Origin of the sequence: Polaromonas sp. DSP2-3-2b2, assembly GCF_049895905.1 — a bacterium.
Lineage (GTDB): Bacteria > Pseudomonadota > Gammaproteobacteria > Burkholderiales > Burkholderiaceae_C > Polaromonas.
Genome location: NZ_JAFCTH010000029.1, coordinates 1 through 19,742, shown reverse-complemented (window position 1 = coordinate 19,742; position 19,742 = coordinate 1). Strand labels below are relative to the sequence as shown.

Annotated in this window: 22 protein-coding genes; 2 read left to right on the top strand and 20 right to left on the bottom strand. The window is 60.6% G+C overall.

The genetic code is table 11. The annotated features are described in order from the left end of the window. Positions 1-357 carry a copper-binding protein gene (locus ACP7AD_RS17045; RefSeq protein ID WP_426148901.1) on the top strand — a complete coding sequence of 119 codons (357 nt, stop codon included), beginning with the start codon at positions 1-3 and terminating at the stop codon, positions 355-357. Between the two features lie 551 nt (positions 358-908). On the opposite strand, the gene ACP7AD_RS17040 is transcribed toward ACP7AD_RS17045, so the two are convergent. The 20 genes from ACP7AD_RS17040 to ACP7AD_RS16945 all read right to left on the bottom strand — a co-directional run bounded on the left by ACP7AD_RS17040 (position 909) and on the right by ACP7AD_RS16945 (position 19,427). After that, positions 909-1,271, bottom strand: coding sequence for a hypothetical protein (locus ACP7AD_RS17040; RefSeq protein WP_426166337.1), 363 nt, complete (start codon positions 1,269-1,271; stop codon positions 909-911). Next, positions 1,271-2,317, bottom strand: coding sequence for a cytochrome D1 domain-containing protein (locus ACP7AD_RS17035; RefSeq protein WP_426148903.1), 1,047 nt, complete (start codon positions 2,315-2,317; stop codon positions 1,271-1,273). The genes ACP7AD_RS17040 and ACP7AD_RS17035 overlap by 1 nt, the downstream gene beginning before the upstream one ends. Before the next feature lie 160 nt (positions 2,318-2,477). Beyond that, positions 2,478-4,808 carry a heavy metal translocating P-type ATPase gene (locus tag ACP7AD_RS17030; RefSeq protein WP_426148929.1) on the bottom strand — a complete coding sequence of 777 codons (2,331 nt, stop codon included), beginning with the start codon at positions 4,806-4,808 and terminating at the stop codon, positions 2,478-2,480. A gap of 10 nt (positions 4,809-4,818) precedes the next feature. After that, positions 4,819-5,067, bottom strand: a complete 249-nt coding sequence (locus ACP7AD_RS17025) for a DUF2933 domain-containing protein (RefSeq protein WP_426148904.1) — start codon at positions 5,065-5,067, stop codon at positions 4,819-4,821. 12 nt (positions 5,068-5,079) lie between these two features. Beyond that, complete coding sequence (locus ACP7AD_RS17020) at positions 5,080-5,508, bottom strand: hypothetical protein (RefSeq protein WP_426166334.1); 429 nt, start codon at positions 5,506-5,508, stop codon at positions 5,080-5,082. A 55-nt stretch (positions 5,509-5,563) separates the two neighbouring features. Next, positions 5,564-6,016, bottom strand: coding sequence for a DUF302 domain-containing protein (locus ACP7AD_RS17015; protein WP_426148906.1), 453 nt, complete (start codon positions 6,014-6,016; stop codon positions 5,564-5,566). A gap of 153 nt (positions 6,017-6,169) precedes the next feature. Then, on the bottom strand, positions 6,170-6,796 hold the full coding sequence (locus ACP7AD_RS17010) for an iron transporter (RefSeq protein ID WP_426148907.1): 627 nt from the start codon (positions 6,794-6,796) through the stop codon (positions 6,170-6,172). A gap of 179 nt (positions 6,797-6,975) precedes the next feature. Next, entirely contained in the window at positions 6,976-7,626 is a 651-nt protein-coding gene (locus tag ACP7AD_RS17005) for a methyltransferase family protein (protein WP_426148909.1), read from the bottom strand. After that, entirely contained in the window at positions 7,623-7,916 is a 294-nt protein-coding gene (locus ACP7AD_RS17000; RefSeq protein WP_426148910.1) for a DUF2933 domain-containing protein, read from the bottom strand. The genes ACP7AD_RS17005 and ACP7AD_RS17000 overlap by 4 nt, the downstream gene beginning before the upstream one ends. 50 nt (positions 7,917-7,966) lie before the next feature. Further along, positions 7,967-9,610, bottom strand: coding sequence for a multicopper oxidase family protein (locus tag ACP7AD_RS16995; RefSeq protein ID WP_426148911.1), 1,644 nt, complete (start codon positions 9,608-9,610; stop codon positions 7,967-7,969). 134 nt (positions 9,611-9,744) lie between these two features. Further along, positions 9,745-9,996 (bottom strand): DUF5676 family membrane protein, encoded by a 252-nt coding sequence (locus ACP7AD_RS16990; protein ID WP_426148931.1) that lies wholly within the window; start codon positions 9,994-9,996, stop codon positions 9,745-9,747. A 22-nt stretch (positions 9,997-10,018) separates the two neighbouring features. Then, the gene (locus tag ACP7AD_RS16985; protein ID WP_426148912.1) at positions 10,019-10,453 is read right to left on the bottom strand and encodes a hypothetical protein; all 435 of its coding nucleotides are present in this window, start codon (positions 10,451-10,453) and stop codon (positions 10,019-10,021) included. A gap of 188 nt (positions 10,454-10,641) precedes the next feature. Next, positions 10,642-11,100, bottom strand: a complete 459-nt coding sequence (locus ACP7AD_RS16980; protein ID WP_426148914.1) for a hypothetical protein — start codon at positions 11,098-11,100, stop codon at positions 10,642-10,644. Positions 11,101-11,223: 123 nt separating this feature from the next. After that, positions 11,224-14,394, bottom strand: coding sequence for an efflux RND transporter permease subunit (locus ACP7AD_RS16975; protein WP_426148916.1), 3,171 nt, complete (start codon positions 14,392-14,394; stop codon positions 11,224-11,226). Beyond that, complete coding sequence (locus ACP7AD_RS16970) at positions 14,391-16,031, bottom strand: efflux RND transporter periplasmic adaptor subunit (protein ID WP_426148917.1); 1,641 nt, start codon at positions 16,029-16,031, stop codon at positions 14,391-14,393. Before ACP7AD_RS16970 ends, ACP7AD_RS16975 begins: the two co-directional genes overlap by 4 nt. Then, positions 16,028-17,314: a TolC family protein gene (locus ACP7AD_RS16965; protein ID WP_426148919.1), complete on the bottom strand. Its 1,287-nt coding sequence runs from the start codon at positions 17,312-17,314 to the stop codon at positions 16,028-16,030. The genes ACP7AD_RS16970 and ACP7AD_RS16965 overlap by 4 nt, the downstream gene beginning before the upstream one ends. Positions 17,315-17,391: 77 nt before the next feature. Further along, entirely contained in the window at positions 17,392-17,790 is a 399-nt protein-coding gene (locus tag ACP7AD_RS16960; protein WP_426148921.1) for a hypothetical protein, read from the bottom strand. 24 nt (positions 17,791-17,814) lie between these two features. Then, positions 17,815-18,573 (bottom strand): hypothetical protein, encoded by a 759-nt coding sequence (locus ACP7AD_RS16955; protein WP_426148922.1) that lies wholly within the window; start codon positions 18,571-18,573, stop codon positions 17,815-17,817. A 366-nt stretch (positions 18,574-18,939) separates the two neighbouring features. Then, positions 18,940-19,236 carry a hypothetical protein gene (locus ACP7AD_RS16950; RefSeq protein ID WP_426148924.1) on the bottom strand — a complete coding sequence of 99 codons (297 nt, stop codon included), beginning with the start codon at positions 19,234-19,236 and terminating at the stop codon, positions 18,940-18,942. Continuing rightward, positions 19,233-19,427: an exopolysaccharide biosynthesis protein gene (locus tag ACP7AD_RS16945; protein ID WP_426148925.1), complete on the bottom strand. Its 195-nt coding sequence runs from the start codon at positions 19,425-19,427 to the stop codon at positions 19,233-19,235. Before ACP7AD_RS16945 ends, ACP7AD_RS16950 begins: the two co-directional genes overlap by 4 nt. A 247-nt stretch (positions 19,428-19,674) precedes the next feature. Here ACP7AD_RS16945 and ACP7AD_RS16940 point away from each other — a divergent pair. Beyond that, the coding region (locus ACP7AD_RS16940) for an IS4/Tn5 family transposase DNA-binding protein (RefSeq protein WP_426166346.1) at positions 19,675-19,742 on the top strand (68 nt) is incomplete at its 3' end.

The window sequence follows — 19,742 nt, the reverse complement described above, 5'->3', positions numbered from 1 at the left end:
ATGAAAAACTTCAAAACCCTGTTGGTTCTCACCGCCATGCTGGCGGGCGTTTCGTCCGCCTATGCGACCTCACATGGAAGCGCGCCCATGATGAAGGACGATGCCAAGAAAGAAATGCCTATGGCGGCATCAAGCGACATGGCAGAAGGCGAAATCCGCAAAGTCGACATGGACGCAAAAAAGATCACCATCAAGCACGGTGAAATCAAGAACCTGGACATGCCTGGCATGACCATGGTGTTCCAGGTCAAGGACCCTGCCCTGCTGGAAAAAGCAAAGGTCGGGGAAAAGGTCCGCTTCAAGGCAGAAAAAGCCGGTGGTGCCATGGTGGTGACGGACATTCAGCCGGCCAATTAATCAAGGGCAAGTCCGGGGAAAGGCTTATGCGCCCCGGGCCATCCATACCCCCAATCAGGCCTTCATTTCAGCCCATCCTCGACGACGCAGGAAGTTCCTGTGCAGTCGTTCGCATCACAGGATGGGTGTGACCGCGATACTGCTCAGTGCGGGCGCCAGTGGCCTGGTGGTTCTGCTGATCATTAATTATTTCCTTTGGCGTGACCGCGCAAAGCACAAGAAGACTGGCCGAATGCCAAACAGGGCACCCCGGAAAAAACGCAAGACGCATTCGCCGTGAACGCGTCTTGGGATGGCATCGCAAGATGCGCTTCTTTAGGTGGACGTTGACAGGCTCATCGCCTGGACTTGCCGTTTGACCTGTTGCGAAATGAACCGCCGATCAGTATTCGTCGCGTCACAAACGCAATATTGTCGAAACACCGGGGCAATGGCGGTATGCCTGTCCTCCTTAAATCTTCGGAACCTGGGTTTGTCCAGCCAGCAAATCAGCGCTCCCCGAGATAACACGCAAGGCCCAAAAGCCACAAGAGCGCGGGCAGCAAGAGCGGCTATCGGAAGTCCGAGTTCAAAAGAAAGTTGATGGCGCTCATCAGCCCGACGCTGGCCGCGCCGGCCACTGCCAAGGCGGCGAACGTGCCTCGTTCGCGCTTTGCAAGCCAATGACAAACGGCAAGCACCGTCAGCGCGCCAGTGGCCAGCATGAAGCCCCCCATGACCTTGAACACGTGTCCAAGCCAACGCTCCAGTCCGGGCACTGCGGCGCGAATCGCCTCAAGCGAGCCGCCGATGTAGCGCGGATCTTCGGGCAGCAAGGCGGGGCGCAGGAGCGCGAAGTACAGGCCCAGCGCAACAAGCCAGAGGCCGCAAACAAGGAATACCTTGCTGGACAGCGGCAAACGCCGAATAAGCATCAAGGTGTCACGCTGATACCGTTGGGGCCCTTACCGACAGGAACGGTCTTGGTGACCTTGCGGCCCTTCACATCGAGCACGGAGACCGAGTTGGCGTAGGTGTTGGTCACGTAGGCGTACCGACCCTCGCGGTCGACGACCACGCCATGGGCACCGGCGCCGGTCACGACTGTCTTTGCGACCTTGAAACTCTCCAGGTCGATCATGCTGACGGTGCGGCCAGGCTTCTTGCGCGTACCCTGGTTGGCCACCAGCAGCGTGCGCGAGTCAGGCATGACATACAGCTGGATCGGCACCGTTCCGACCGCGATCTTGCGAATCACCTTTCGCGTGGCCGGGTCGATCACGGCGACGGCGTTCTCCTCCGACAGCGAGACCAAGACGAGACGACCGTCCGGTGTGAAGCCGACCTGGGCCGGCCCCTTGCCTGCCGGAATTTGCGCGATTTCTTTCTGGCTTGCGGTATCAATCACCGAGACTGTGCCGCCCTTGAGGTTGGCAACGTAGACCTGCTTGCCGTCCGGGCTGATCCGAAGTCCGTGGGGAAACTGGCCGACCGGAATCGTCGCCACGAGGCGCTGCGCTGGGGTGTTGATCACACTGACCGTGTTGTCGCCGCCGTTGGTGACGTAGGCAAAGCGGCTGTCGGGCGACACCACCACATGGGCCGGGTGCATGCCAACCGGCACCTTGGCGACGACTGCGTCGCTACGGGTATCGATGGCCCAGACGGCTCCGGGTTTCCCCATCGCATCGTGGTCGCCTTTGGCCATGCCCTTGTGCGCAGACGTATCGACTGCCTGGCCTGGCTCGCCGTTGTTGGTGACCCATACGAGCTTGCCGTCGGGCGATACCTGCACGTTGTGCGGCATCTTGCCGACGCGCACGTTTGAGAGCCTTTTGAACGAAGCGGCATCGAGCACGCTGACCGTGTCAGCACCCTCATTGGCCACATACACCTTGTCGGCTGCCAAGGTGGCGCCGGACCAGGCCAGCAGGCCCATCTGCGCCGCGGTCAAAAGCCAGTTATTTGTTCTTGTCACCATGATCACTCTTTGTTGGAAAATAAAAACCCCTATCAGGGCTCAGCCTGCAATAGTGCGTTCGGGACGTAATCACCGCGCACCCCTTCTTTCTTGACTTTTTTGAGCCTTCACGACTGGGGCGATGGCAGTTGCTGCTGGCGATACGATGCAAACAGCGGCGTCATACGAGTCTGTTTCGCAGACGCAAAGCGTTGCCAATCACCGATACCGAGCTCAAGCTCATGGCCAGCGCGGCAATCAAGGGCGACAGCAGCCAGCCGGTCAGCGGGTACAGCACGCCGGCCGCAATCGGGATGCCCAGCGCGTTGTACAAAAAGGCAAACATCAGGTTTTGCTTCATGTTGCCCACGGTCGCTTCGGACAAGGCGCGTGCAATCGCAATCCCGCGCAGATCGCCCTTGATCAGCGTGACCTGCGCACTGTTCATCGCCACATCGGTCCCGGTGCCCATGGCCACGCCAACATCGGCCTTGGCAAGCGCTGGCGCATCGTTGATGCCGTCTCCGGCCATCGCCACGACGCGGCCGTCCTTCTGCAAGCGCTCGACCAACATCAGCTTGTCGGCCGGCTTGACCTCGCCATGCACCTCGTCGATGCCAAGGCGGGCGGCAACAGCCTTGGCCGTGGTCAGGCCATCGCCGGTGGCCATCACGATGCGCAGCCCGGCCGCTTTCAGCGTCGCCAGCGCCTCGGGCGTACTGGCCTTGACCGGGTCGGACACGGCCAGCAGGCCCATCAGCTGCCCATCAGCCGCCAGGTGCATGACGCTGGCGCCTTCTGCCCGCAGGGCTTCGGCCTGCGGCACCAGGGCAGCGACCGAGACGCCGATCTGGTCCATCAGCGTGGTGTTGCCCAGCGCCAGCTGACGCCCAGCCACCTGGCCGCGCACGCCGATGCCCGAGCCGGACTCGAAGTTCTCGGGCTTGTCGAGAACCATGCCGCGCTCGCGGGCGGCGCGTACGATGGTTTCGGCCAGCGGGTGTTCGCTCCCCTGGTCCAGACTGGCGGCAAGGCGCAGCACCTCGTCGGCCTCAAAGCCAGCGGCGGGCACGGCGCGGTCGAACGTCGGGTGGCCTTCGGTCAGGGTGCCAGTCTTGTCAATGATCAGGGTGTCGATCTTGCGCATGTTCTCAATGGCCGCCGCATCGCGGAACAACACGCCGTGCGTCGCGCCACGGCCGGTGGCGACCATGATCGACATCGGCGTGGCCAGGCCCAGCGCGCACGGGCAGGCAATGATCAGCACCGACACCGCATTGATCAGGCCGAACACCCAACTGGGCTCAGGCCCGAAAAATCCCCAAACAAAAAATGTCAGCAAGGCAATGCCCACCACCGTGACGACAAAGTAGCCCGCCACCACGTCGGCCATGCGCTGCATCGGCGCCCGGGAACGCTGGGCCTGGGCGACCATCTGCACGATCTGCGACAGCATGGTGGATGCGCCCACGCGCTCACTTCGCATCACCAGCGCGCCACTGGTGTTGAGCGTGGCGCCGATCACCTTGTCGCCCACGCGCTTGCTCACTGGCATCGGTTCCCCCGTGAGCATGGATTCGTCCACCGAGCTGCCGCCCTCCGTCACGACGCCATCAACCGGCACCTTCTCGCCAGGGCGCACGCGCAGCAAGTCGCCCACATGCACATGGGTCAGCGGCACATCCTCTTCGGTCCCATCCTGCCGGATGCGCCGCGCGGTCTTGGGCGCCAGGCCGAGCAGCGACTTGATCGCCGCCGAGGTCTGCGACCGGGCCTTGAGTTCGAGCACCTGGCCCAGCAGCGTGAGCGAGATAATCACGGCGGCCGCTTCAAAATACACGGCAACGCGGCCCATGGAGACGAAAGAAGCCGGGAACACCTGTGGCGCGAGGGTCGCCGCCACGCTGTAGAGGAAAGCCGCGCCGGTGCCCAGGCCAATCAGGGTCCACATGTTGGGGCTGCGGTTCACCACGGACTGCCAACCACGCGAGAAGAACGGCCAGCCGGCCCACAGGACGATGGGGATCGACAGCACCAGCTCGACCCAGCTCTGCACGGCCATGTCCATCCACTGAAAACGGTGGCCGAACATGGCGAGCACAAACACAAGAGCCGTCAGCGGCAGGGTCCACCAAAACCGGCGCTGGAAATCGCGCAGCTCGGGGTTCTCATCGTCACCGAGTTCCGGCAGCAAGGGCTCGAGCGTCATGCCGCACTTGGGGCAATTGCCCGGATGGTCCTGGCGGATCTCGGGGTGCATCGGGCAGGTGTAGATCGTGCCGGCCGCTGCTGGAGTGGTCTCCACCGGTGGCGCGGGCGCGACGTATTGCAGCGGATTCGCCGCGAACTTGCCCTGGCACTTGGCGCTGCAGAAATAGTAGGGCCGCCCCTCCTGCGTCAGCGTGTGCGGCGACTGCTCGGTAACAAGCATGCCGCACACCGGATCCTTCAGATCGGTTGGCGAGGATGGCCTGGCTGGCGGGGTGCCTCTGTGGGGTTGATGTGTTTTCATGTCCATGGGGTTATTCCTTGTCGTTGTGGGTACGACCCGGCGCCTGCGGGTGATGGCCATTGCCCCCATGGCCGTGCCCGTGCATCAGGTGCATCAGCGGGCAGGCGAGCAGCAGCAAGTACGGCCAGTAGCCCAGTACATGCCCCCAGTGCTCGCGGAGCAGGTAAAAACCGGCGATCAAGGCGGCCGTTGCCAGCGCCATGCCGACCGGGCGTCGCCAGAACGATGGCGCAGGGGGGTCGTTCTCAAGCTGATTCATGGCATCGCTCCTTCAGAGTTGCCAGCGAAAGATCCGGGGCGCGGATTCGCCTGGCCGGTCGATCCGGAGTTCGATCACGCCAGGCCGCGGCGCCGGCACTTCAAATGCCAGCACGCCTTCACGGTGATGGCCGCCCGGTGGCGCGCCGAGCCAGCCCGCAGGCTTGAACGTGCGCCCGTCGTCGGTCGTCAAGGTGGCGCTTTGGCTCAGGTCGTCGCTCAAGTCCGCACTGTGGGTGTCCAGCACGACAGCGAACTCCCACTGTCTGGCCGGCAGTCCGATCGACTTCGCAGTCACCTTGACCGTCACGCCCTGCTCGCTCGACGACTGCGTGGCGGTGGCATCAAGGCTTGTTTGGGCCAACGCCACCAAAGGCGACGTCGCCAGCCCGACGCCAGCGCAAGCCATCCAGCCCGCGAGCATCCATCGTTGTCCCATCATGTAGCCTCTTGTGCAAACCATGCCGATCTCCCTTAAAAAAATATTTTGCAGAAGTTCAGCCCACGGCCAGCGCGGTGCATACCCGTTGCAATCGTTCGCGGGCCTCCTGTGCGACTGTTGCCACTTCCGGGTTGTCAGTCACTTGAAGCATTGCTATTGGGTCAATAAGGCCGACCGTCACCTTGCCGTCGGCGTCCTGACGCACGACTATATTGCACGGCAGCAACAGGCCGATGTCAGGTTCAGCCATCAGCGCGCGGTGAGCCAGTGTGGGATTGCATGCGCCGAGAATGCGATGCGCAGGAACATCAATGCCCAATTTGTTTTTCATCGTTGTCTGCACGTCGATCTCGGTCAAGATGCCGAACCCCTCCTTCTTCAGTGCGTCGCTCACCTGTTCGACGGCGGCTGCAAAGTCGGTATTTCCGAGGTGGGCGTGAAACCCGTACGATGGGGATTCGGGCTTCGCATTGACCTCGGGCTGTAGGAGTCGGTCGTTAGAGGGCATGATCATTTCTTTCAAGGAGTGTTAACTGTCCGGGCATCAGATTCCACCGCAGTCAGCAACTACCGCAACCGCCTGTGCTGCCGCTGTGGCAGCCAGAGGTCTTGGCAGCAGCCTTGCTGCAGTGGGACAAATAAGATAGGCCACCAGTAGCCCTTAGCGGCTTGCCTGCGAGACTTCCGTTAACTTGCCATTAGCAAGTTTGAAGTGAAACTTGGCGTTCACCGGTTTGGACCACAGGTCTTTGTCTTTCAGTTCGCGCTGGAATGTCGGTACATCGACCGTCACCGTGGCGGCGTAGGTACCGTCCCCCAGAAGTGCACTGTTGGCCGAATAGTGGAGGCCACTGCTGCCCCACATCGGTGGCAAAGGCAAGGTGATGGTCTTGCCGGTCTCCTTGTTTGTCGCGGCAAAGTTGATGTTTGCGTAGGGAATGCGCGTCTTGGTCTTCGGGTCTGTCAGCTTTAACTCGACGTGGTAGCGCTCGTCGTCTGCGGGTTGATGTGCACCCCAAGTGGGCGGATTGCCCATCTGCATCCACATCGGTTCCGAACCTTCAAGCTCCAGTTGAAAAACCATGTCGCCTGCCGCGGCACGGCCGATGAGCACCGCCTTTTTCAAAGGGTCGGCCGCAACGGCGAGCTTCTCGACTTTTGGCTCGGCGAGCTGTGCTGCAGCGCTTTTCTGACTATTTTGAGAGGTCTGCACAGAGGTTTGAGCCCATAAACCCGCACAGGCTGTGGCAAGAGCGAAAGTCAAAAGGGTGTGACGAAGTGACGACATGGTGAGCTCCATTTAGAAAAGTCGAGGTAAAAAAACACGTGCTTCGGGTCAGCTCCAACAGGCCACACGAAGAAAGGTGCGGGCAAAGGTGAAAGTCATAAGCGGCATTACCGTCAAGGGGTCTGATGTTTGTGTGATTTGCCATGAACCTCCCGAGATGAACTTTGGTGGTGCCGGGGTCAATTGGTGGCTGATCCATGAAGTAATCGTGGAAGGAAGCGCGGTGTACGCTCCACATAACGATCAAAGACGTCGCCAAATTGCGCACGCATCTCGGCCTCTTCTGTCAGCGCCAGGCGCCCGTACATCACCAGCAGGATGAGGAACATGACCGGGGTCAGCAGCGTCGGCCACTGCAACAAAAAGCCCAGCAAGATCAGGACAAACCCCACGTACTGGCGATGGCGAATCACGGCATAGGGCCCGGTCGTCGCCAGCGCATGCTGCCGCTGGGCGTGGTACAGCACATTCCAGGCGCTGGACAGCAAGATGAAGCCCCCGGCGAGAAATAAGTAGCTGGCAAGATGCAGGACACCAAAGTGCGGATCACCTTTCTCGCCCAGTAAAGTCGACCACAGGTGACCGTTATCGTGGGACAAGATGTCCAGGCCCGGATACCTGGTCTGCAGCCATCCTGAGAGCAGGTAGATGGTCAATGGAAAGCCATACATCTCGACGAACAATGCCACGATAAAAGCGGCAAAAGACCCAAAGGTTCGCCAGTCCCGCGCCGTTGCCGGCTTGAAAAAACTGTAAGCAAACATGATGAAAACGGCCGAGTTGATGACAACCAGCAGCCACAGCCCGTAGGCCGGTTGGTCGTGACTCATGAGGGGTCCCCCTGGTTCGGTTGGCCTGGCTTGGCCGGCCCGGCCACTTTTTCGCCGGGACTCGGGTGACGGCCATGGCCGTGGTGCATGAACAGATGCATCAGCGGGCAGGCCAGAAGCAGCAGGTAGGGCAGCGCACCCAGGAAGTGGGCGCGGTGCTCGCTCAGCAAAAAGAATGCGGCAACAGTACCGAACACCACCCAGCCCAGGCCGTACCGGGAGCGCCAAAATGGCGGCGCCTGTGATGGCGCGCTTTTCTGGCCTGGCAGTGCATCGTGCTCGTGGTTCATTTGAAAACCTCCTGGTCTGAACGGGCTAAAGCCTGGGCATCAGGCCGCTTTCAGCCTTGCACGCGAAAATTGATCATCATTCCGGCGTCCTCGTGTTCGAGGTTGTGGCAATGGAGCAGATAGGTCTGATCGCCGGGAAAGTCATGGGTGAAGTCGATGGCAATGCGCACCGTTTCGCCCGGCCAAACCAGCACGGTGTCCTTCCAGCCCAGGTCGCCCGCCGTGCGCCCCTTGCCAAAACGCGCCGAAGCCAACACCTGGGCCGGGCTGTTGAGCCGCTCCAGCACCTGAAACGAAAAGCCGTGAATGTGCATCGGGTGAGGCATGCCTAGAGTCGGGTTGCTGATGCTCCAGACCTCCACCGCGCCACGCTTCACATCAAACGCGATCTCGTCCATGACAAAAGTGCGCCCATTGATGAGAAAGCGCATGTTTTCCAACGACAGTTCAATCTTGCGCTGCGTGGCGCCTTGGAGGGGAATGGCGCTGACCTTGGACAGCGTGGCTGGCAGCTTGGCAACGATGCGTTCCCCAGCCGTGACCGTGAGCTTGAGCACATTGAACTCGACACCCAACAGCAGTCGCGCCGAAGCCGCGCCAGGCGCTGCATGCCCGGCGCCGTGCTTCATTCCTGCCATTCCCGCCATTTTGGGCATGGCGGGTCCTTCGTTTTCCATGGGATCGAATGCCAGGCTTTTGAGAAAGATGTCCGCGCCAATCTGCGCTTGGCCGGCGTCCAACAGGACATCGAGACGCTCCCCCGGTGCGAGAAAGGCTTCGGCCACCGATTCGGGCCGCTCGATCAGGCCGCCATCGGTGCCGATGACGGTGAACTTCAGCTTTTTTTTGCCGGTGACGAAGGCAAGCCGGTAGATGCGTGCGTTGGACCCATTGAGAAGACGCAGGCGGTAGGTGCGCGGGGTGACAGTCTGCATGGCATTGGGCGTCAGGTTGGCGAGCACCACGTCGCCCAGCCAGCCCATCATCGACTCCTGTGCGTTGGGCTGGTAGCGCAGCTTGCCTTGCGCGTCGAACTGCTTATCCTGGATGACCAGGGGCAGATCAGTCACGCCCAGTCGCAGATCCAGTGCCTTGGCCAGGCGGCGTTGGTCGTCGTCGTCCACCAGGAAAAAGCTCGCCAGACCGTTGTAAGCCTGCTTCGCGGTCGACCCGTGCGCATGCGTGTGGTACCAGTAGGTGCCGCCGCGATTTCGCACCGTGAAGTCGTACTCGTAGCGGCCACCTGGAGCGATGGTGTTGACCGGATGACCGTCCATGGCGGCGGGCGTGTGCAGGCCGTGCCAGTGGATGATGGTCGGCTCCGGCAGCGCGTTGTCCAGGCTGGCCGCAAAGCGCGACCCGCTCTCGATGCGCAGGATGGGATTTTGGTAGGCCTTGCCCGCGTGTTCGGTCTCGTACAGCAAAAACGGCGAAGGGATTGGCGATGTGGGGCCGGGCAGGATCGGAAAGCTCGCTGCGGTGGCGCGGATTTTCAAAGGCCCCGCGACATCAAGCACGCCGAATGGGCCGCTGCTACTCGGCATAAAAAGCTTTTGCCGGAAGTTGGCAGCGTCGACGGGATCAAGGGGGTAGTGGCGAAATGGCACTGCAGCCACTTCCTGGCTGTAACCCGCACCGGAATACATCCAGGCGGCCACTCCGGCGAGCTGAAACAATTGTCTTCTCTTCAACATAGGGCTTTTCTTTTCTAACCTTCAACGCTTCCCGCCAGATCGTCAAACCCGGCGGTAAGCAAAACAAAATACGGCGCGCGTCATCCAGCCGAGCGCCTTGCCCGATGGCTGCGCCTTCCCAAACCGGGAGTTGATCAACGCGTCAATCGGCTGGACAACCAGGCAAAGAACACACCGGCAAAAAAGGCCCAGGTGCTCAGTACGAGGAGCGCCGTCGGGAATCCCGTCCATGCGAACGGCCGAGGCTGCACCATGGTGCTGAAGTCCATGCCATGGAACAGGCTGTTCATGAAGCCCAGGAATGGACCAGGCGCCACGACCCAGATCAGCGCACACAGGGCATAAAACAGCCCGACGGTAATGGCCAGCGCCTGGCCCGTGCGCAGCGGCGTCTTGGCATGGACTTCTTTATTTGGCGGGTGCCGCCGGCATGCGGTCCATCATCATTTTCATCATGGTCTGCATCATCTCTATGCGCTTTTCCATCATCTGCCGGTGCGCGCCCATGTCGCCCATGCTGTCCATACCGCCCGGCATGCCCTTCATGCCGCCCTTGCCGGCACCGGACATGCCTTCCATCATGGCCATGCCGTCCTGCATGGATTTCATGTGTTCGGCCATCAGCTTGTTCCGCTCTTCAGGGGTCTTGGCGCTCATCATCTTGTCGTGCATGGCCTGCATCGTTTTCATCTGCGAATCCATCTGGCTCATCTGGCCAGGCGTGCCCATGCTGCTGGCAGACGCGCTGCCCATGGGCATCATCGTCGGAGCCGTGTTGCAGGCGGTCAATGCGATGGCGGCGGTGAGGGCAATGGCAAGGGGAATGAATCGAAAATGGGTCATGACAGACTCCTGGTTAGGTAACAGAGAAATGGAATACGGTGTGCGGTGCTGTGCCTTGGGTAGGCATCGACGCTGCTGGTGCAAGACTCAAGTCTGCTTTGCGCGCCCGGGGGCACAAAAGCAAATTGGATGGAGATACGAACGCAGGCCACAGAGCGCGAGGCTCAGGGTCAAACGTCGGAAGGCCGCTAAATGGCCAGTCGCGAGAAGCGAACGCGGATGGGCAGCTCAGGCGTGGCTGGCTGCTCGACATCCATATGACGAAGCGTCGGAATGCTAGGCGCTACTTTGCCCCAGAGAACCTGAACGAGGGGCGCTGGACCGGCATCGTTCTGGGCGACCGTCGAGTCCTGCTTCGGGAAAGAGCGCGTGCCATCGTCGCAAACCTTCAGGCACGGCGCCTTGAAGTGCTGCTCACCAACGCCATCGGCAACGGCTCCCGTGTGACCAGGCAATATCACGGATGCATGCGCAGCAGCCTCGGAAGATGCGGCTGTAGCAACGTGGGAATGCGTTTGGCGCGCTTCCAGCAGGCACGCATTTGCAACTCCTGAAGTCAGCGCAAACAGCCACACCAGCAACACCATGAATGCGGTGTTGCGCTTGGCGCGGGTGTTGGAAAAAAATTTCATGGTGGATGAGATCACAGAAATTTCATCGTACGCGCATGCGGCAACAAATAGTTGATCCGCGTCAATATACGCGGCATCATCTTACAAGCTTGGCAATCAAACGCCGAGCCCCTCCGCCCGATCAAGTCCAAGCCATGCTTAAATCAGTGCACGGCGGCGCCTCCAGAAGCTGCCCGATGTGCGCTGAGTTTCTCGCGGCCTGCGCATCAGCAGGTAGACCGCCGGAATCACGAACATCGACAGCAGCGGCGCCGTGATCATGCCGCCCACCATGGGCGCGGCAATGCGCTGCATGACCTCGGAGCCCGTCCCGCTTCCCCACATGATGGGAAACAGGCCCGCCAGGATCACGGCCACTGTCATGGCTTTGGGCCGCACGCGCAACACCGCGCCTTCACGGATGGCGTCCAGCAGGTCAGCAGCGCTGGTTTTCCCCTGCGCGAGCCTGTCGTCCCAGGCAGACCTCAGGTACAGCAGCATGATCACGCCGAATTCCGCTGAGACTCCGGCCAGTGCAATGAATCCGACAGCGCCGGCAACCGACAGGTTGTAGCTCAGCAGGTAAAGCAGCCAGATACCCCCCACCAGCGCAAACGGCAGCGTGGCCAGGATCAGCAAAGCTTCGTCAAAACGCTTGAAGGTCAGGTAGAGCAGCACAAAAATGATGAGCAGCGTAAACGGCACCACTACCTTGAGTTTGGCCGTCGCACGTTCCAGGAACTCGAACTGGCCAGACCAGGAAATGGAATACCCGGGCGGCAGCTTCACTTTTTCGGCCACAGCCTTCTGCATATCCTGCACGGCCGAGCGCAGATCGCGGTCCCGAATATCCACATAGACCCAGCCCGACAGACGGGCGTTTTCGCTGCGCAGCATGGGCGGGCCATCGGTGATGCCGATGTCGGCCACGTCCGACAGCACCAGGCGCTGACCGCGTTCCGTCACAAAAGGCAGGTGCCGTAGCTTCTCCAGGGAATCGCGGATTTCCCGGGGGTAGCGCACATTGATGGGGAAGCGCTGCAAGCCCTCGACCGTCTCGCCAATGTTCTCGCCCCCCACCGCCAGAGTGATGACCGACTGCACGTCAGCAATGTTCAGGCCAAAACGTGCGGCGGCGTCACGGCGGATGTTCACATCAACATAACGACCGCCGCTCAGGCGTTCGGCCAGTGCGCTGCTGACGCCCGGAACCACCTTTAGCGTCCGCTCGATCTCACCCGTCAGCCGGTCGATGGTCGCCAGATCGGTGCCAGCCACCTTCACGCCCACCGGGCTCTTGATGCCCGTGGCGAGCATGTCGATGCGGTTGCGAATCGGCGGCACCCAGATGTTGGACAGGCCGGGCACCTGGACGATGCGGTCGAGCTCTTCCACCAGCTTGTCCTGGGTCATGCCTGCACGCCACTGGTCTTTGGGCTTGAACTGGATGGTGGTTTCAAACATTTCCATCGGCGCCGGATCGGTGGCGGTCTCGGCGCGCCCGGCTTTGCCGTAAACCGTGGCAACTTCGGGCACGGTCTTGATCAGCCGGTCGGTCTGCTGCAGTAGCTCGCCCGCTTTTCCAGCCGACAGCCCTGGCAGCGCCGACGGCATGTAGAGCAGATCGCCCTCGTCCAGGCGCGGCATGAACTCACCACCGATGTACTGCAGCGGCCACAGGCTGAGCACCAGCACGATGCAGGAACCCAGCAGGGTGAGTTTGGGCGCGCGCAGCACCATTTCCAGCATGGGGCGGTAGACCGCGATCAGCAAGCGGTTTAGGGGATTGGCTTTTTCGTCGGGAATCCGGCCCCGGATGAGGTAACCCATCAGCACCGGTATCAGGGTGACCGACAACCCGGCCGCTGCCGCCATGGCATAGGTCTTGGTAAAAGCCAGAGGCGAGAACATCCGACCTTCCTGGGCTTCCAGCGTGAACACCGGGACAAACGACAAGGTGATGATGAGCAGCGAAAAGAACAGCGCCGGCCCCACTTCGGCTGCCGCGTCGCCAATGACGCGCCAGCGCGCCTCGCCCCGCAGCGTCTCTCCTGGATGGTCGCGACCCCAGTGCTCCAGGTGTTTGTGGGCGTTTTCGATCATGACCACCGCCGCATCGACCATGGCGCCAATGGCAATGGCGATGCCGCCCAGCGACATGATGTTCGCATTCACGCCTTGGTAGCGCATCACGATGAAGGCGATCACAATGCCCAGCGGCAGCGAGATGATGGCCACGAAGGCCGAGCGCAAGTGGAACAAAAAGATAAAGCACACCACCGCCACGACAAGAAACTCCTCCAGCAGCTTGTAGGTAAGGTTGTCCACGGCGCGCTCAATCAGCCCGGAGCGGTCGTAGACCGGCACGATTTCCACGCCCTTGGGCAGGCTGGATTGCAAGGAGGCGAGCTTGGCCTTGACCGCCGCAATCGTTTCCAGCGCGTTCTTGCCCGAACGCATGATGATCACCCCGCCAGTGGCTTCGCCCTCGCCGTCCAGTTCGCCAATGCCTCGGCGCATTTCCGGGCCGATCTGGATGCGCGCCACGTCACCCAGGCGCACTGAAACGCCGCCAGGGGTGGTCATCAACGGCACCGCCCGGAAGTCGTCCAGACTCTGAAGATACCCCGAGGCCCGCACCATGTACTCGGCCTCCCCCAGTTCGAGCACCGAGCCCCCGGCTTCCTGGTTGGCCTTCTGGATGGCTTCGACCACACGGGTATGCGGGATGACGTAGGCCGCCAGCTTGTCCGGATCAAGCACGATCTGGTACTGGCGGACCATGCCGCCAATCGAGGCGACCTCGGCAACGTTGGGCACGGTTTTGAGTTCGTACTTCAGAAACCAGTCCTGCAGCGCGCGCAGTTGCGAAACGTCCTGCGTTCCGCTGCGGTCGATCAGTGCGTATTGGTAAATCCAACCCACGCCCGTCGCGTCGGGCCCCAGCGTGGCCTTCGCGGCTGCTGGCAGGCGCGATTGCACCTGGTTAAGGTATTCCAGCACCCGCGATCGTGCCCAGTACAGGTCGGTGCCGTCCTCAAACAGTACATAGACAAACGAGTCGCCGAAAAAGGAGTAGCCGCGCACCGTCTTGGCGCCCGGCACTGAGAGCATGGTCGTGGTCAAGGGGTAGGTGACCTGGTTCTCGACAATGCGTGGCGCCTGGCCCGGGTAGGTGGTGCGGATGATGACCTGCACATCGGACAGGTCGGGCAAGGCATCCAACGGCGTTCTTTGCACCGAGTACACGCCCCAGGCGCTGATCATCAAACTGGCCAGCAGCACCAAAAAACGGTTCGCGATGGACCATCGGATCAGACTGGCGATCACCTCTTGCTCCCTGTCGCTGCGGATGCAGCGCCCGGTGCCGAGGCCAGAGGCATGAGCCGTGTCAGCTGAGGCAGCCCGTCCTCGCCCATGTAGAACTCAAAGCTCACCCCGTCACCGGCTTTTAGATTACTCGGCAGCTGCGTTGAAGGTGGCGGCTTGAAATCCATGGTCATCGCGCCCCACTTGAGCGAGGCAATAGGCCCATGCGACAGGGTGATCTCGTCTTTGCCGAGGGCTTCGACCCTGGCCTCGCCTTCGTGACGCGTTGCCGTCGTAGCGGCTGCAGCCTGGGGAACTTCGTTCAACCGGGCTTCCACGCCCTTGAGGCTGGCCTCGGAATCGATCAGGAATTGCGACGACACCACCACGCGCTGACCGGCCTGCAGGCCGCGCTTGATTTCGGTCTGGCCACCGCTTTCAATACCCATCTGGACATCGACCGGCCGAAAGCGGCCATTGTCCTCGGCCAGCATCACTACCGTGCGCTTGCCGGTCTGGATGACGGCTTCGGTGGGAATCAACAAGGCCTTTTCGGCGCGCATGTCCATGAACTGCATGGATACGAACATGCCCGGCACCAGGCGCCCTCCGGGGTTCGTCAGTTCAAGCCTGGCCTTGAGCGTGCGCGTGGCTGGGTTCACCTCGGGCAAGACAGCTTGCACCTTGCCGTCGAAGGTCATGCCAGGCGCTGCCGGGCTGCGCGCCTGCACCTTCACCCCTGGCCGCAGCAATGCGGACTGGCTCTCGGGCACTTCGGCATGGGCCCAGACGGTGGACAGGCCATTGATGCGAAACAGGGTCGTGCCAGCCATCACCGTCATGCCTTCGCGGGCCAGCAGTTCCACCGCCACACCGCCAATCGGCGCCGTCAGCGTGATGCGGGTCTGCGCTTTTCCGGTCGCTTCCACCTGACGAATCTGCGCGTCGCTCATGCCCGCCTGGCGCATGCGCTGGCGGGCGCCGTCCACCAGTGACGCCAGGTCATGACCCTGCATGCGCTGGATGGCCAGAAATTCTTCCTGCGCAGCCACCCAGTCCGGAACATAGAGCTCAACCAGCGGTTGACCCTTGGTGACCCGGTCCAGCGTGGCGCGCACATGCAGGCGCTCGACATAACCGGTGGCCCGGGCCTGGACGGTGGCCTGGTCGCGTTCATTGAACGCAATGCTGCCCACAGCGGAAACCTGCGGCGACAGCGTGCCCTCGGTCACCATCGCGGTACGCACGCCCAGATTTTGTTGAATGCGCGGACTGACGGTGACCTTGCCCTGGTCGGTGCCACTTTCTGCATAGACCGGCACGAGCATCATGTCCATGAAAGGCGACTTGGCCGGCTTGTCGAACTTGCTGCTGGGCACCATCGGGTCGTGGTAGTAAAGAATTTTGCCGCCGGTCATCGGATCGATGTCCCCCGCTTTGAGACCTACGGCGATATGTCGGCGGGTTGCCTCTTCACCTTCGGCGACGCTCTGAGGGCCGGGCGTTGGCGCTGTGGTTGGGCTTGGCGGTGCGTCACCGGCCGTGAAGACTGCCACCATGCGGCTGCCGTTTTTCAACCCCAGGCTATACAGGCCGTAACCGGCAGCACCAAGCACGCCTGCAGCAAGCAGCGCGGCAATGAGAAATTTCCTGTTCATGGCAACTCCGTAGCGATGGTTGCCATATCGTGATCGGGAATCAGGAAATTGAGTTGTGCCCAGGAGCGCGCCGTTTCCATCTCAAGGATCAGGGCCTTTATGCGAACATCAAATTCATCGCGGCGAGCCAGCAGCGCGGCAGCCAAGTCGCTTTTTCCGATGCGGTAAGCCGTGAGCGTCGCTTCGGAGCGCTGTCGGGCAGTGGGAATGAGTTCATCCCGGTACCGGACCAGCCGCTCCTTGCCCGTCTGCCACTCGTTGAGCAGGCTGCGTACCTCGGTTTCATTTTTGCGCAGCATGTCCTCGTACCTGGCCCTGGCCTCATCGACCATGGCCAGCTTGGCGCTCAACTCTCGGTTCTGGCGGTTTTTGGGGTTCCACTGCAAGGGGATGGATACCCCGATGGAAAGCATGTTGGAGAAGGCTGGGCCGCGCTGGGCGTAACTCGCCTCCACGCTGATGTCGGCCTTCTTGTCAGCCTGGGCAAGACGGGCCTCGGTTTCGGCCGCCTCAATTTCGGCGCTGATGACCAACAGTTCGGGATGCCGATTGAGGTGTTCGTTCAGCACGTCAACGTGCAACGGTTTGCTTTGCCATGGTGGTGTTCCTGCAAGCGGTCGCTCCGCATTGGTCGCGCCCACCCACCGGGCCAGCATCAAGGAAGCGCTGCGCGATTCGCGATCAATCTGGCTCAGCCGGTCTTGTAGCACGATCACTGCAGCGCGGGCTGCGAACAGGTCAGCCTGGCTGCCCCGGTTGGTACGAAAGGCGCTGTCAGCGGCCTGAACCTGCAGCCAGGTTTCCTCGATTTGCTGCTGCAGCAATTCACGCTGGGCTTGCGCGTAATGGCGATCCAGCCAAGCCAACGCCGTGTCCCGCTGCACGTTGGCGAGCGTCACTTGCCGCTGCGCCTGCACCCGCTCGGCTTCGCGTGCAAATCTTTGAGTTCTGAGCTGACGTTTTTCAAGGGGTGGAATCTCCTGCATGACGCCAATCCTGCGCATGGTCATGAAGTCACGCGTGAGGCTGAGACGATCAAGACCATTGGCCGGCAGGTTGTCAATGCCAAGCTTGAGCACGGGGTCGGGTAACTGGCCGGCAGCCACAGCCTGCTCGCGGGCGGCTGTGGTGCGTGCGTCCTGGGCAATCAGTTGCTGGGAGCGGCCTACAGCAATGCGCTGCGCCTCCACCAGGGTCAACGGGTCAGTTGCCCAGGACGGGGACCCCATGGCAACAAGCACGGCGGCAACGGCAGCCTGGTAAATCGGAAACGAAATAGACATAAAACCTCCTGAGCACAAATAAAAACCTGCCAATGCATCAGAAATGCATCCAGGCAGGCGTTAAACGATCAAGGAGGTCAGAGACGAAAGCAGCAGTTCCGGATGGCGACGGGCGGAGCCGTGGTGCGCTTCAGGTGGGGCGCTTGCAATGGCGCTCCCAAAAACACCGGGGCAGTAAGTGGCAATGTGAAATCAGCCGGCAGAGTAACCATGACCACCGGGGCAGGCAATTCATACCTGTCGGCTGTTTGCTGCCCGGCCTGGCAGTGTGCCTGACACAGGTTAGGCTGCGATTCGTCCATGGCCAGCGTCATGGATTCAGCGCATGGCATGTCGGCTTCGGCCATCGCCGCAACTTCAGCGACTTTTGATGCCGTGCCCGGGCAAACGTAGCTCGCCGCCGCCAACTGCATGAACAGCAGGCTGACCAGCGCGAAAAGCACAGTGATCAGGCGGTTACGGCGATTGCGGGTCATGGGCTGAGTTTAATGATTTAAGACTTATTCCGGATCATCATCGGTGAAATCATGACTCACATGAAGACTGCGACCAACAATTTGACCTGAATCACATCTTGCGCAGCGACCGCCTTGAGCAGGCACGTCCATGCTTTCCAGCAATTGTTGCAGCGTCGGCGCGGCTGGGCGGGGTCTTGAGATATTCGATGACGGTTGCCGGCAAACGCAGCCAGAGCAGTGTCGCCAAGGCTTGCGATGGGCATGATCACCGGACCCCAGGTCACTGGCAATAATGTTGGCATAAATCATCGCTTCGCGAACGCGACTTGGGCGGAAGAAACATCGATTGACAAAGGGCTGAACAGCACGGAAGGCATGTTGTTCATCACCGATGACAAAACGGCCGTGAGCAAGCCGTGCATCTGACTGCGCCCCATTCACCGAGTGTGCGAACTGATTGTGCAATCCGGTTAGGTGGTCTGGGTGTCCAGAATTGCGCAGACCAGTCGATGGCAGTAAAAACAAGGCAGCAATCAAACGGCCAAGCCTTGGAAAGTCGGGACCATTCCCAGGATGGTTTAAGTAACGGGGTGCTGAAAGCATGTAGTTCGGGGCATCAGGCCCCATTCCTATTTCCGACTTGGAAAGGTGACGACAAAAGGAATGGTATTTTCCAAAAGGAGCACTCCATCCTCGCGCCCGTCCCCGCGATAAGCGACTTCGCAAATCCAACGACAACGACAACGACAACGACAACCATTTTTTCTGAACACGACATTCATTTTCAAATTCGTTAATCATCGAAATCGAAAAGACATTAACAGCAATTGCCGTTTACTTTGCAAGGGAAACGTAGATTACATTGACGATGAATTCCGCGCGAGGAATTTATGAGCTGAAATTAATCTCTGATATTACGCAGCCGCCAGGTTTCGCATAACTACCACCACAAGGACTGCGCATATTTTATGGACAACGCCGACGTGCCAGTCTTCACGGTGCTTGAAATGCACCACCTGAGCCTGCTGGTGCTAGGCTACCGAGGCAAGCTGGAAGCTGGTTTCTAAGACCAGCGGCTCGTCCATCAACTGCTCTGCCTGCGATTGGCAGGCCATCAAGATAAACCAGATGGTCGGCCAAGTTGCCTTGGCTCCACCCGGTTCACCCTCACAGCACGGTGACTACCCCCAGCCACACCAAAGAAGTCCAGGCCATGATCCGGGTGCATTGTTGCGTTCGCCACAATGCAACGACAAGAAATACGTTGTAAGGCAGGAGTGCGAAATGTACCGCCGCTGCAATAACAATGTCTGTGCATTGGGCTGCAAACATCAGCGCAGCAAAGCCGGTAAAAAGGTTGATAAGGCTGCCGACGGCAAGCATGTCCCGCCAATAGACAACCGCTGCTGAAGGTTCGCCACGCCACCGGCTGCCAATAAAACCGGCTGCGCGAAGTTTGCTCATGACAACGCCTGGGCAAAGAAACACGAGCTAGTTTTGCTCATGGCAAAGATCACGCCAGAGACCGACGATGTCAGCGCCATGACCACCCCAATACCGTCCAAGAGCCAACTGCCATCGCGTTCAAGAAAGTCGAGCGCCAGCAAGCTGATGGTCAATGCAGGCAAGATGTTGCCCAAGGGGCTCAGCAGCACCAGACCACCGCCAGCAGGCTGATTAAGTGTTTCATCGGCGTGCGGGCTAGACCGCTCAGGCGAGGACGCAACAGGCGAGCGTCCGTCTCAGTGGCGTCAGTGGCGTCAGTGGCGTCAGTGGCCATTGTCAACAGCAATTGAATACGAATACAGGGGGGGTGCGGCGGAATTCTTGGACTGGGTTATGCCCATCCCATTACACACAAGTCCGTAACATAGGCAGCTCAATGACAAAAGGGGCGGATGGATGGGCTGGGCGGAACAAGAATTCGAGACGATTGATTTGGGTGACCCGCGTCTGAACCGGCGCGCCGT